At 61.4% G+C, this 12,141-nt stretch carries 12 protein-coding genes; 8 read left to right on the top strand and 4 right to left on the bottom strand.

Going from position 1 to position 12,141, the window contains the following annotated elements; all coding sequences use genetic code 11:
- Position 1: 1 nt before the first annotated feature.
- Positions 2–1,282 carry an OprD family porin gene (locus tag V6607_RS07235; protein ID WP_008437839.1) on the bottom strand — a complete coding sequence of 427 codons (1,281 nt, stop codon included), beginning with the start codon at positions 1,280–1,282 and terminating at the stop codon, positions 2–4.
- A 236-nt stretch (positions 1,283–1,518) separates the two neighbouring features.
- On the opposite strand from V6607_RS07235, the gene V6607_RS07240 reads away from it, so the two are divergent.
- Together V6607_RS07240 and V6607_RS07245 are read left to right on the top strand one after the other, a co-directional pair.
- Positions 1,519–2,190, top strand: coding sequence for a response regulator (locus V6607_RS07240; RefSeq protein WP_003212008.1), 672 nt, complete (start codon positions 1,519–1,521; stop codon positions 2,188–2,190).
- Positions 2,183–3,568 (top strand): sensor histidine kinase, encoded by a 1,386-nt coding sequence (locus tag V6607_RS07245; RefSeq protein ID WP_003212006.1) that lies wholly within the window; start codon positions 2,183–2,185, stop codon positions 3,566–3,568. Before V6607_RS07240 ends, V6607_RS07245 begins: the two co-directional genes overlap by 8 nt.
- Here V6607_RS07245 and V6607_RS07250 read toward each other — a convergent pair whose 3' ends face one another.
- Positions 3,569–4,390, bottom strand: a complete 822-nt coding sequence (locus tag V6607_RS07250; RefSeq protein ID WP_134325888.1) for an HDOD domain-containing protein — start codon at positions 4,388–4,390, stop codon at positions 3,569–3,571.
- A gap of 36 nt (positions 4,391–4,426) precedes the next feature.
- Positions 4,427–5,368: a folate-binding protein YgfZ gene (locus tag V6607_RS07255; RefSeq protein ID WP_134325889.1), complete on the bottom strand. Its 942-nt coding sequence runs from the start codon at positions 5,366–5,368 to the stop codon at positions 4,427–4,429.
- 139 nt (positions 5,369–5,507) lie between these two features.
- Here V6607_RS07255 and V6607_RS07260 point away from each other — a divergent pair, with 139 nt between their 5' ends.
- Positions 5,508–5,762, top strand: coding sequence for a succinate dehydrogenase assembly factor 2 (locus V6607_RS07260; RefSeq protein ID WP_003212000.1), 255 nt, complete (start codon positions 5,508–5,510; stop codon positions 5,760–5,762).
- Positions 5,746–6,198: a protein YgfX gene (locus V6607_RS07265; protein ID WP_008437845.1), complete on the top strand. Its 453-nt coding sequence runs from the start codon at positions 5,746–5,748 to the stop codon at positions 6,196–6,198. The genes V6607_RS07260 and V6607_RS07265 overlap by 17 nt, the downstream gene beginning before the upstream one ends.
- On the opposite strand, the gene nadB is transcribed toward V6607_RS07265, so the two are convergent.
- Positions 6,167–7,783, bottom strand: a complete 1,617-nt coding sequence (gene nadB / locus V6607_RS07270; RefSeq protein WP_003211997.1) for an L-aspartate oxidase — start codon at positions 7,781–7,783, stop codon at positions 6,167–6,169. The two genes, V6607_RS07265 and nadB, sit on opposite strands and share 32 nt — an antisense overlap.
- A gap of 467 nt (positions 7,784–8,250) precedes the next feature.
- On the opposite strand from nadB, the gene rpoE reads away from it, so the two are divergent.
- The 4 genes from rpoE (at position 8,251) to V6607_RS07290 (ending at position 12,108) form a co-directional block, all read left to right on the top strand.
- On the top strand, positions 8,251–8,832 hold the full coding sequence (gene rpoE, locus V6607_RS07275; RefSeq protein ID WP_003172477.1) for an RNA polymerase sigma factor RpoE: 582 nt from the start codon (positions 8,251–8,253) through the stop codon (positions 8,830–8,832).
- A 31-nt stretch (positions 8,833–8,863) separates the two neighbouring features.
- The gene (locus V6607_RS07280) at positions 8,864–9,451 is read left to right on the top strand and encodes an RseA family anti-sigma factor (protein WP_003172479.1); all 588 of its coding nucleotides are present in this window, start codon (positions 8,864–8,866) and stop codon (positions 9,449–9,451) included.
- Positions 9,452–9,467: 16 nt separating this feature from the next.
- Entirely contained in the window at positions 9,468–10,424 is a 957-nt protein-coding gene (locus V6607_RS07285) for a MucB/RseB C-terminal domain-containing protein (RefSeq protein WP_087692606.1), read from the top strand.
- 244 nt (positions 10,425–10,668) lie between these two features.
- The gene (locus V6607_RS07290; RefSeq protein ID WP_003211993.1) at positions 10,669–12,108 is read left to right on the top strand and encodes a DegQ family serine endoprotease; all 1,440 of its coding nucleotides are present in this window, start codon (positions 10,669–10,671) and stop codon (positions 12,106–12,108) included.
- Positions 12,109–12,141 lie beyond the last annotated feature (33 nt).

Consider the following 12,141-nt stretch of genomic DNA (forward strand, 5'->3'; position numbering starts at 1 on the left):
GTTACCAGAGTGCGACGCTGTAGCTCACCAGCAGGCGCACTTCATCCGCATCACGGGCCGAATAGTTGGAACGGTAGGTGGCATTGCGCAGACGCACGGCCACGTCCTTGAACGTGCCGCTTTGCACCACGTAGCGGATCTCGCTGTTGCGTTCCCACTCCTTGCCGGTCTCGCCGTTCTTGAGCTTGATGTTGTCACCCGACAGGTAACGGCTCATGAAACTCAGGCCGGGAATCCCCAGCTTGGCGAAGTCGTAGTCGTAGCGGGCCTGCCAGGAGCGTTCTTCGGCGCCGGCAAAGTCGTTGATCTGCACGAAGTTGACAAGGTAAGGATCGCTACCGTCCACGTAGGGAAAGGCGCTGTCGCCGGACATGTGCTGGTAACCGGCGCTGAGCTTATGGCCATTGAGGGCATAGCTGAAGAGGCCGTTGAGGGAGGTGTTGTCGATCTTGCCGCCGCGCGCCGCGCCGGTGTCGTCACTGACGGCCAGGCGCAGGTCGGCGCCGAAGGTGCCGGGGCCCATCGGGCGCGAGGCCACGAGGCCGAGGAAATGCTGGCGGTACACGTCGTCGAGTTGCGCGAAGTGGTAGCTGCCGGTGATCTTGTCGGCGAATTTATAGTCCACGCCGCCGAAGTCGAAATGCTTGCCGGTGGCGCCGCTGAGGAAGCGGCTGTTCTTGTTGTTGAGGCCGATGTCTTCGTAGTTGGTGTCGTCGCGGTCCTTGGCCTTGTTCAGGCGGCCGCCGGTGAACACCAGGTTCTTGAATTCCCTGGAACTGAGCAGGCCGCCTTCAAACGTCTGCGGCAGGATGCGCCCGTCGTTGGGCTTGAGGATCGGCAATTCGGGGATCAGCGCGCCGATCTTCAGCTCGGTGGCGGAGATCTTCACTTTGCCGGTCAGGCCGAGTTTGGAATATTCGTTGGCGGCGCGGCCGTCGTCGTGTGTCGGCAACAGCCCGGTGCCGGTGCGGTCGGGGCTGGAGTCGAGCTTGACCCCGAGCATGCCCAGCGCATCCACGCCGAAGCCGACGGTACCGTCGGTATAGCCCGACTGCAGGTTGAGCATGAAGCCCTGGGCCCACTCGTCGCGCTTGGATTGTTGTGCGCTGGTGCCGTCGCGAAAGTCGCGGTTGAAGTACATGTTGCGGGTTTCGAGGGTGGCGGTGCTGTCCTCGAAAAAGGCGGCCTGGCCTGCGGGCGAAAAGCCGGCGAGGGCGGCGGCACTGGCAAGGGCGGTCTGGGTGATACGAGAAGAACGAGCAGGCGGCTGTGTGCGCAGCATCGTGGGTGTACTCCGTTATTGTTCTTATTTTGGCGAAAACGCTTCGAGGCGTTTTTCGGGCGCTATGGGTGAAATAGCTCGGCAGGCGAAACCCACCGTGGCTGGATGCTAAAGGGCGAAGCTTTCACTAACCTTTCAGTCGCCTTTCAATGTTTTCGGGCTTCACAGCGCAGGCCGCGCCTGTAAACTCCCCGGCAAAGCGTGGCGCCGACCACCCCCGAACGAGGTAAAAACCCATGCGTGTCCTTCTGGTCGAAGACCATCTGCAGCTAGCCGAAAGTGTCGCCCAGGCGCTCAAGAGCACGGGTTTGACCGTCGACGTGTTGCACGACGGAGTGGCGGCGGACCTGGCCTTGAGCAGCGAGGAATACGCGGTGGCGATTCTCGATGTGGGCCTGCCGCGCATGGACGGTTTTGAAGTATTGGCGCGCCTGCGGGCCCGTGGGAAAAATCTGCCGGTGTTGATGTTGACCGCACGCAGTGATGTGAAAGACCGCGTGCATGGCCTTAACCTGGGTGCGGATGACTACCTGGCCAAGCCGTTCGAACTGACGGAGCTGGAAGCCCGGGTCAAGGCGCTGCTGCGCCGTAGCGTGCTGGGCGGTGAGCGGCAACAGGCGTGTGGTGTGCTGATTTACGACCTGGACACGCGGCGCTTCACCCTGGGCGGCGAATTGCTGACGTTGACCTCCCGCGAGCAGGCGGTGCTTGAGGCGCTGATCGCGCGTCCTGGCCGGGTGATGAGCAAGGAGCAACTGGCCTCCCAGGTGTTTGGCCTGGATGAAGAGGCCAGCCCCGATGCCATCGAAATCTACGTGCACCGCCTGCGCAAGAAACTCGATGGCCAGCCTGTGGCCATCGTCACCTTCCGTGGCCTGGGGTACCTGCTGGAAGCCCGCGATGCATAAGCCCAGCAGCCTGCGCTGGCGCCTGCTGTGGAACCTGGCGCTGTTGCTGGTGGTGTTGATGATTGCCAGCGGCTTGAGCGCTTACTGGAATGGGCGCGAGGCGGCGGACACGGCTTACGACCGAACGCTGTTGGCCTCGGCGCGGACCATTGCGGCCGGCCTGTCCCACCGCGACGGTACCTTGAGTGCCGATGTGCCCTACGTCGCCCTGGATACGTTCGCCTACGACAGCGCCGGGCGGATCTACTACCAGGTCAACGATATTCACCAGAAGCTGATCTCCGGCTACGAAAACCTGCCGGGCCCGCCGCCGGGAACTCCACGCACCGATGACTATCCGGCGTTGGCGCGCTTTTATAACGCCAGGTATCAGGGCCAGAACGTGAGAGTGGTCAGCCTGCTCAAGGCAGTCTCCGAACCGAACATGAACGGCATGGCGGAAATCCGCGTGGCCGAAACCGACGAAGCGCGGGTGGCGATGGCGCGCAGCCTGATGGCCGATACCTTGCTGCGCCTGGGGATGCTGGCCATCGGTGCATTGTTGTTGGTGTTCTTTGCCGTGAGTGCGGCGCTGCGGCCGTTGGAGCGCTTGCGCACGGCCGTGGAAGAGCGTCAGCCCGATGACCTGCGGCCATTGCCGCTGGTGGAGGTGCAGCATGAATTGGGCCCGCTGGTACATGCGCTCAACCATTTCACCGAACGCCTGCGCGGGCAGTTCGAGCGCCAGGCACAGTTTATTGCCGATGCCGCCCATGAGCTGCGCACTCCGTTGGCAGCGCTCAAGGCACGCTTGGAGCTTGGCCTGCGTGCCGAAGATCCGGCTACCTGGCGCACCACCCTGGAAACCGCAGCCCAGGGCACTGATCGCCTGACTCACCTGGCCAATCAATTGCTCTCGCTGGCGCGCATCGAAAACGGCGCCCGGGCGATTGCCGAAGGCGGGGCCCAGTTGCTGGACCTGAGCCAGTTGGCTCGCGAGCTGGGCATGGCCATGGCGCCGCTGGCCCATGCGCGTGGCGTGGCCCTGGCGCTGGAGGCGGATGAACCGGTGTGGCTGCGGGGCGAGCCCACCTTGTTGAACGAGTTGTTGAGCAACCTGGTGGACAACGCCCTGGCCCACACGCCCCCGGGCGGCAACGTGATCTTGCGGGTCACGGCGCCGGCGGTACTTGAGGTGGAAGATGACGGCCCGGGCATCCCGCTGGATGAGCGGGACCGAGTGTTCGAGCGCTTCTATCGGCGCAGCCAGCAGGGCTTGGGGGCGGGCTTGGGGTTGGCGATTGTTGGCGAGATCTGCCGGGCACACCTGGCGCAGATCAGCTTGCATGACGGAGAGTTGGCGGGGTTGAAAGTGCGGGTCAGTTTTATCGCGGGGTAATCAGTAGAACATCGACCGTGCTTCATCCAGCTCGGCGCGCAAGGTGTCGCTGTAGGGGTCGAGTCGCAGCTTCTTGATCGCAGGTACCGTCAATATCGGCACGCTGGCCAGCGGGTGGTCAGTGTCGCGGTGGCAATACAACACGGCGACCTGCACCAGGTCGATATAGTCCAGGCGCTCGGAGTCGCGCTCAAGGTTCATGTACTGCGCCGGCAGGTTCACCAGCATTTCCGGGAAGTCCCAGCGCCGCAGCAGCTTGTCCCCCAGCAACGGGTGGATGCTTTCAATCACGTGATCGAGGCTGACCGGATCGGACAGCAGTTCATAGTGATCTTCGGCGTAGGTCAGGATCGGCAGCACGCCAATCTGGTGCACCAGCCCACCCAGCGCCGCCTGGTCAGGCTTCAACTGGCTGTGGTTGCGGCACAACGCATAGCTCACGCCGGCCACTTCCAGGCTGCGCCGCCAGACATCGCGCATCTTCTGTTCGACCACCTCGGAACGGGCGTGGAAGATCTGTTCCATCACCAGGCCGATCGCCAGGTTGCTGCTGTAGTTGGTGCCCAGGCGGGTGATGGCGGTGTGCAGGTCGGTGACTTCCTGGGTCGCGCGCAACAGCGGGCTGTTGACCACTTTGATCAGCCGTGCCGACAAGGCAGTGTCACGGCCGATCACTTTGCTCAGGTGGCTGATGCTGATGTCCGGGTCTTCGGCGGCCTGACGAATGTTCAGGGCCACTTCCGGCAGCGTTGGCAGAACCAGGTCATCGTTATCGATGGCCACAACCAACGCCTGTTGGACTTTTTCCGCCAGCTTGTTCATTCAAGATCTCTAGGGTGTAGCAAAAAGGTACGACGATCAGCGCTGGATCTCGCGATCACGGTCCAGCTGGTAGGGCAGGTCGAGCAGCTGAAGGCCGGGGCCTTCCAGCGTGCCTACATGCACATCGCCACTCTCTGCTGCTTCGGCTTGCAGCACCGCTAGAAGTTCAATCGCCTGATCGGCACGGGCGGCAAGCACCACCTCGCCGATGGCACTATTGTGATTCGGGGAAAACAGTGGGGTGCCGGGCTCAGGCAGCTCGCCGGCATTCAGGCTCAGGCGATACAGGCGACGCTTGAGTTTGCCCAAATACTGCATGCGCGCGACGATTTCCTGGCCGGTGTAGCAGCCTTTCTTGAAGCTGACGCCGCCGACGGCTTGCAGGTTGAGCATCTGCGGGATGAACAGTTCGCGGGTCTGGGGCATGACCTGGCCGATACCGGCACGGATCTGGCCCAGCAGCCATTGGTTCAGTTCACCTTCGTTCAATTGTGCGGCGAGTTGGCCGTGCAGGGTTTGAGCTTGGGCGGCGGGGGCCCAGAGTTCGGCACGGCCCGGCGATACGCGGATGGCGATCAGGTCGTCGCTGCGCACCACGCTGTCGGTCTCGGCGGGTAGTTGGAGGCCGAGGCCGGCCAGTACCTGATCGGCATCCGACACACCGAAACGCGCCCAGGCAGCACTTTCGTCGGTGAGTTTGGATTTGGAGAACACGGCGTACTTTTTCAGGTCCGCCAGTTGTGGCTCCAGCAGTTCGGTGGCCATGGCCAGCAGCACGCCATCGCCTTGCAGCAGGATGCGGAAGCTCGACTGCATGCGCCCTTTCTGGGTGCAGCGCGCGCCCAGGCTGGCCTGGGTGTCACTCAGGTAGTTAAGGTTGCAGGTCAGTTGTCCCTGGAGGAACTTGGCAGCGTCGAAACCGCGGACGGCGAGAACGCCTTCGTGGGACAGGGGGCAGAAAAAAGCAGAGTCAGCCATGGGTCATCGCAGGTTAAAAAGTCATGAGTGCATCATAGAGGGGCGCCCGGCAAATGGATAGTTTCCGTATGGCCGACCAAAGCCGACTGTTCCAGGCAGCTTCGGCCTGTATACTTGCGCTCTATTTGAGGAGCGCTCCATGGTCGAAGATGTAGAACTCAATCGCCTCTACTGGCACAGCCGCCGCGGCATGCTTGAACTGGACGTGTTGCTGGTACCGTTCGTCAGGGAGGTCTATCCGCACCTCAACGACGTCGACCGCGACTGCTACCGCAAGCTGCTGGAATGCGAGGATCAGGACATGTTCGGCTGGTTCATGGAACGCGCCGAATCGGAAGACCCGGAGCTGCAGCGCATGGTTCGGATGATTCTGGATCGTGTCCAGCCCAAGTAATACGTTCGAATGCCGCTGGCACGCCTCCGGGCAGTTGCTGGCGGCTTATCTTTTCGCCCAGGCGTTCGCACTGGGTGCGCTGTGGTTTCTCGATGTGTCCCCGTGGTTCGGAGCCTTTGGCGCCTTGTTGTGCCTGGCCCATGCCGGTTGGGTATTGCCGCGTCATATCCTGCTGACTCACCGTTCGTCGATCCGTGGCCTGCGCCGCGACGAGGATGGCTGGCAACTGTGGAGCGCCGCGCGTGGCTGGCACAGCGTGCAACTGCGCCCCGACAGCCTGGCGTTGCCGTTGATCGTGGTGCTGCGCTTTCGGGTGCAGGGTGACTGGCGGGTGCGTTCGATCTGCGTGCCACGGGATTCGCAGGCTACCGATGTGCATCGGCGCCTGCGGGTGCGCTTGAAGTTCAGCCGCCGTAGGTGGTTGGCACCAGAATAGTGTCGCGCGCTTCGGGCAGCATTTGCGGGTAGTCGAGGGTGTAATGCAATCCCCGGCTTTCCTTGCGCTCCATGGCCGAGCGGATCATCAGTTCCGCCACCTGGGCCAGGTTGCGCAGCTCAATCAGGTCGCGGCTGACTTTATAGTTGCTGTAGAACTCGTCGATCTCATCCAGCAACAGTCGAACCCGGTGCTGCGCCCGCGCCAGGCGCTTGTTGGTGCGCACGATGCCCACGTAGTCCCACATGAAGCGCCGCAACTCGTCCCAGTTGTGGGCGATGATCACGTCTTCGTCCGAATCGGTCACCTGGCTGGCGTCCCAGCGGGGCAGGGCGGCCGGCACCGGGATGCGCGGCAGCTGTTCAAGGATGTCGGCGGCGGCGGAGCGGGCGTACACGAAACACTCCAGCAACGAATTGCTGGCCATGCGGTTGGCGCCGTGCAGGCCGGTGAAGCTGGTTTCGCCAATGGCGTACAGGCCGGGCACGTCGGTGCGGCCGTTCTGGTCGACCATCACGCCGCCGCAGGTGTAGTGCGCCGCCGGGACGACCGGGATCGGGCCCTTGGTGATGTCGATATTGAACGCCAGGCAGCGCTCGTAGACCGTCGGGAAATGGGTCTTGATGAAGGCTTCGGGCTTGTGGCTGATGTCCAGGTAGACGCAGTCGATGCCCAGGCGCTTCATTTCATGGTCGATGGCCCGGGCGACGATGTCCCGCGGGGCCAGTTCTGCTCGTGGGTCGAAGCGCTGCATGAAACGTTCGCCGTTGGGCAGCTTCAGGTGTGCGCCTTCGCCGCGCAGGGCTTCGGTGATCAGGAAACTCTTGGCCTGCGGGTGATACAGGCAAGTGGGGTGGAACTGATTGAATTCCAGGTTCGCCACCCGGCAGCCCGAACGCCAGGCCATGGCGATGCCGTCACCGCAGGCGCCGTCGGGGTTGCTGGTATAGAGGTAGACCTTCGCTGCGCCGCCCGAGGCGAGAATGGTGAAGCGCGCGCCGTAGGTGTCGACTTCGCCGCTGGCCCGGTTGAGCACGTAGGCGCCGAGGCAGCGTTCGCCCGGCAGGCCAAGGCGCTTTTCGGTGATCAGGTCGACGGCGACCCGCTGTTCCAGCAGTTCGATGTTGGGGCGTTGCCGGGCCTGGGCGAGCAGGGTCTTGAAGATCGCGGCGCCGGTGGCGTCGGCGGCATGGATGATCCGCCGATGGCTGTGGCCGCCTTCGCGGGTCAGGTGGAACTCGAAGCCGCCGTCGTCGGTGCCGGAATGTTCGTCGCGGGTGAAGGGCACGCCCTGGTCGATCAGCCACTGGATGGCTTCGCGGCTATGCTCGACGGTGAAGCGCACCGCCTCTTCATTGCACAGGCCGCCGCCGGCATTCAGGGTGTCTTCGACGTGGGATTGCACCGTGTCGGTGTCATCGAGCACCGCGGCGACACCGCCCTGGGCCCAGAACGTCGAGCCATTGGCGAGGTCGCCCTTGCTCAGTACGGCTATGCGCAGGTGGCCCGGCAAGGTCAGTGCAAGGCTCAAGCCCGCGGCGCCGCTGCCAATCACCAGGACATCGTGTTGAAACTGTTGGCTCATTTGAAGGATTCCGCAAAAAGCGATCCGTAGGGGGCGCAAACAGGACGCCTGGATCGGCGAATCAAAGGGTGACACGGCCCACTAGTATATAGAGGGGGGGAGCGGCACAATAGCCGGGCATTCGTGGCATTGTGAGACTACGGGCAACGAACTGCACGGCTTTCATGAAACGGACAGCGATTGGGATGGGAACTTTTTGCATAGGCCCCGACTCAATAGCAGGATGCCCGAAAGCTGGGAACACGCTGGATTTGCTGAGCCGCGTCTGTGTCAGGCGCGTCAGGAAACTGGCGACAGATTATTCGCGCAGCCGGCATTGCCCGCGCTGCGTTTTTCGTGTGTGCCAAATCAGTGCGCGCCGGAAACTTGCTTGGAGGGGGAGAACTTTTGCGAAAAGTCCGAGTCTATGTTTGCAAGCCTGATCGATTAGTTATGCAAGCCTCCTTCAAGTACAACGAGGAGTGTTCATGCTAACCCAGGAAGAGGATCAGCAGCTGGTCGAGCGCGTTCAACGCGGCGACAAGCGGGCATTTGATCTGCTAGTGCTGAAATACCAGCACAAAATTCTCGGGTTGATCGTGCGGTTTGTGCACGACACCCATGAAGCGCAGGACGTTGCACAGGAAGCCTTTATCAAGGCGTACCGTGCACTCGGTAATTTCCGCGGTGACAGTGCGTTTTACACGTGGCTGTATCGCATCGCCATTAACACGGCGAAGAACTATCTGGTTTCTCGCGGTCGCCGCCCGCCGGATAGTGATGTTAGTTCGGAAGATGCTGAATTTTATGATGGTGATCACGGCCTCAAGGATCTCGAGTCGCCGGAGCGTGCATTGCTGCGCGACGAGATCGAAGGAACCGTCCATCGCACTATTCAACAACTGCCAGAAGATTTGCGTACGGCGTTAACTTTACGTGAATTCGATGGTCTGAGTTACGAAGACATTGCGAGCGTCATGCAATGTCCGGTGGGTACCGTACGCTCCCGGATCTTCCGGGCTCGGGAAGCCATCGATAAAGCCCTGCAGCCGTTGTTGCAGGAAAACTGAGACAGCGGCGACAGCCAAGAGAGGAACCGCCATGAGTCGTGATGCCCTGCAGGAATCGCTGTCCGCAGTGATGGATAACGAAGCGGATGAACTGGAACTTCGTCGAGTGCTTAATGCATTTGATGATGCCGAAACCCGTGATACCTGGTCTCGTTACCAAGTCGCTCGGGCGGTGATGCACAAGGATCTTCTAATCCCTCGTCTGGATATTGCTGCGGCCGTTTCTGCTGCACTGGCTGATGAAGCCGTTCCGGCAAAAGCTGCTCGCGGTCCTTGGCGTAGCCTGGGCCGTCTGGCAGTCGCTGCTTCGGTGACCGTCGCTGTATTGGCAGGTGTTCGCCTGTACAACCAGGACGAAATCGCCGGTGCCGAACTGGCCCAGCAGACCCAGCAACCGGTCATGGCCGGCCCGCAGGTCAAGGGTCCAGCCGTATTGGCCGGCTACAAGGAAAGCTCCGATACCACCGGGCCTATGGCCAACGGTGTACTTCAAGGGCAATCCGGCTGGCAGGATCAGCGTCTTCCAGGCTACCTGCGCCAACACGCACAGGAATCGGCCTTGAAAGGCACTGAAAGCGCTCTGCCTTACGCCCGCGCTGCAAGCCTGGAAAACCGCTAGTCCGCCAAGGAGCTTTATGCGCGCCATACCGCTCCTTGCGCTTTTGCTCAGTGGCTGGTTTGCAGTCCCCGCCCATGCCGATGAAGCCCAAGACTGGCTGACGCGTCTTGGGCGGGCGGAGCAGCAGCAAAGCTTTCAGGGCACCTTCATCTACGAGCGTAACGGTAGTTTTTCTACCCATGACATCTGGCATCGTGTCCAGAATGGTCAGGTCCGTGAGCGGCTTTTGCAGCTCGATGGTTCTGCTCAGGAAGTCCTGCGCGTCGATGGCCGTACCCAATGCGTGAGCGGCACGCTGGTTGCCGGGCTTGGGGGTTCTCCCAATGCCACTGCGCGTACCCTTGATCCGCAAAAACTCAAAGCGTTCTACGATCTTGCCGTCATCGGCAAATCGCGCGTGGCCGGTCGGAATGCGGTGATCGTCTCCGTGACCCCCCGCGATCAATACCGTTATGGTTTTGAGCTGCATCTGGATCGTGAAACTGCGCTGCCATTGAAGTCATTGTTGCTTAACGACCAGGGCCAGTTGCTGGAGCGTTTCCAGTTCACCCAGCTCAATACATCGGTGCCTGACGATCGTGATTTGCAGCCCAGTGGCGAATGCACGCCGGTGGCGGTGACCAACGCCAAGGCCCCGGAGGTCGAGATCCCTCAGGATTGGCGCCTCGACTGGTTGCCACCAGGCTTTCAGCTGGTCAACAGCAGTGCCCATAAAGACTCCCACACCAAGGTAACCGTCAGCAGTCTGATGTATGACGATGGTCTGGCGCGTTTTTCGGTATTCCTGGAGCCGCTTAACGGTGCGACCGTAAACGAGACCCGCACCCAGTTGGGCCCGACAGTCGCCGTTTCACGGCGGTTGAATACCCTGGAAGGCGAGGTGATGGTGACCGTCGTCGGCGAGATCCCGATTGGCACCGCCGAGCGAATTGCGCTGTCACTACGCAGTGGCACCGTGCCCGCCAAGCCTTGAGTTGTTAATCCTATGTTCATCCTGATATTTCAATGTTGCGCAGGAGATAGTCGATGCCTGCCTCTGCCGAGAGCATGAAATGTCTGGATCATTTTTTTCACTTGCTAATATCCCCTATGTTTTTTATAGGTCAGGGCTTAACGGCCCTGGCCTTGTTTTGTTCGCGGAACAAAAATGTCGGTCGCAGTTTTTCGGCGTTTATTGAACCCTGTCGCTCAACCCTGCTCGTCGTAACGGGAGCTGTATGTCGATACCACGTTTGAAGTCTTACCTATCCATAGTCGCCACGGTGCTGGTGCTGGGTCAGGCCGTTACCGCGCAAGCGGCCGAGCTGCCTGACTTCACACAACTGGTGGAGCAGGCGTCGCCTGCCGTGGTGAACATCAGTACTACGCAGAAGCTGCCGGATCGTAAGGTCTCCAACCAGCAGATGCCCGACCTGGAAGGCCTGCCGCCGATGCTGCGGGAGTTCTTCGAACGCGGCATGCCCCAGCCGCGCACGCCGCGTGGCGGTGGTGGCGGCCAGCGTGAGGCCCAGTCCCTGGGCTCGGGCTTCATCATCTCGCCTGACGGCTACATCCTCACCAACAACCACGTGATTGCCGACGCCGACGAGATCCTGGTGCGCCTGGCGGACCGCAGTGAGCTGAAAGCCAAGCTGGTGGGCACCGACCCACGTTCCGACGTGGCCCTGCTGAAAATCGAAGGCAAGGACCTGCCGGTGCTGAAACTGGGCAAATCCCAGGACCTGAAAGCCGGCCAATGGGTCGTCGCCATCGGTTCGCCGTTTGGTTTTGACCATACTGTGACCCAGGGTATCGTCAGCGCCATCGGTCGCAGCCTGCCGAACGAAAACTACGTGCCGTTCATCCAGACCGACGTGCCGATCAACCCGGGCAACTCCGGCGGTCCGTTGTTCAACCTGGCGGGTGAAGTCGTTGGCATCAACTCGCAGATCTACACCCGCTCCGGTGGTTTCATGGGCGTTTCGTTCGCGATTCCGATCGACGTGGCCATGGACGTTTCGAACCAGCTGAAAACCGGTGGCAAAGTCAGCCGCGGCTGGCTGGGCGTGGTGATCCAGGAAGTGAACAAGGATCTTGCTGAATCCTTCGGTCTCGACAAGCCGGCCGGTGCCCTGGTCGCGCAGATCCAGGACGATGGCCCTGCTGCCAAAGGTGGCCTGCAAGTCGGTGACGTGATCCTGAGCATGAACGGCCAGCCGATCGTCATGTCTGCGGACTTGCCACACCTGGTGGGCGCGCTCAAGGCCGGCAGCAAGGCCAAGCTGGAAGTGATTCGTGACGGCAAGCGCCAGAACGTCGAACTGACCGTCGGTGCGATCCCGGAAGAAGGCGCGGCGCTGGATGCGCTGGGCAACAGCAAGCCAGGTGCCGAGCGCAGCAGCAATCGCCTGGGCATTGCTGTAGTCGAGTTGACCGACGAACAGAAAAAGAGCTTCGACCTCAAGAGCGGTGTAGTGATCAAGGAAGTCCAGGACGGTCCTGCCTCCCTGATCGGCCTGCAACCAGGTGATGTCATCACCCACCTGAACAACCAGGCTATCAACTCCACCAAAGAGTTCACCGACATCGCCAAGGCGCTGCCGAAGAACCGTTCGGTGTCGATGCGCGTCCTGCGTCAGGGGCGTGCCAGCTTCATTACCTTCAAACTGGCCGAGTAATCCGCTAGTCCAATAAAAAGCCCCGCTCTCGAT

It is taken from the genome of Pseudomonas sp. KK18 (genome assembly GCF_037094675.1).
Taxonomy (GTDB): domain Bacteria; phylum Pseudomonadota; class Gammaproteobacteria; order Pseudomonadales; family Pseudomonadaceae; genus Aquipseudomonas.

Coding starts and splice junctions, on each gene's coding strand:
- V6607_RS07235 (WP_008437839.1), bottom strand. CDS start 1,282: ATGCTGCGCACACAGCCGCCTGCTCGTTCTTCTCGTATCACCCAGACC.
- V6607_RS07285 (WP_087692606.1), top strand. CDS start 9,468: ATGCGCGCCATACCGCTCCTTGCGCTTTTGCTCAGTGGCTGGTTTGCA.
- V6607_RS07260 (WP_003212000.1), top strand. CDS start 5,508: ATGGTCGAAGATGTAGAACTCAATCGCCTCTACTGGCACAGCCGCCGC.
- nadB (WP_003211997.1), bottom strand. CDS start 7,783: ATGAGCCAACAGTTTCAACACGATGTCCTGGTGATTGGCAGCGGCGCC.
- V6607_RS07280 (WP_003172479.1), top strand. CDS start 8,864: ATGAGTCGTGATGCCCTGCAGGAATCGCTGTCCGCAGTGATGGATAAC.
- V6607_RS07245 (WP_003212006.1), top strand. CDS start 2,183: ATGCATAAGCCCAGCAGCCTGCGCTGGCGCCTGCTGTGGAACCTGGCG.
- rpoE (WP_003172477.1), top strand. CDS start 8,251: ATGCTAACCCAGGAAGAGGATCAGCAGCTGGTCGAGCGCGTTCAACGC.
- V6607_RS07240 (WP_003212008.1), top strand. CDS start 1,519: ATGCGTGTCCTTCTGGTCGAAGACCATCTGCAGCTAGCCGAAAGTGTC.
- V6607_RS07255 (WP_134325889.1), bottom strand. CDS start 5,368: ATGGCTGACTCTGCTTTTTTCTGCCCCCTGTCCCACGAAGGCGTTCTC.
- V6607_RS07250 (WP_134325888.1), bottom strand. CDS start 4,390: ATGAACAAGCTGGCGGAAAAAGTCCAACAGGCGTTGGTTGTGGCCATC.
- V6607_RS07290 (WP_003211993.1), top strand. CDS start 10,669: ATGTCGATACCACGTTTGAAGTCTTACCTATCCATAGTCGCCACGGTG.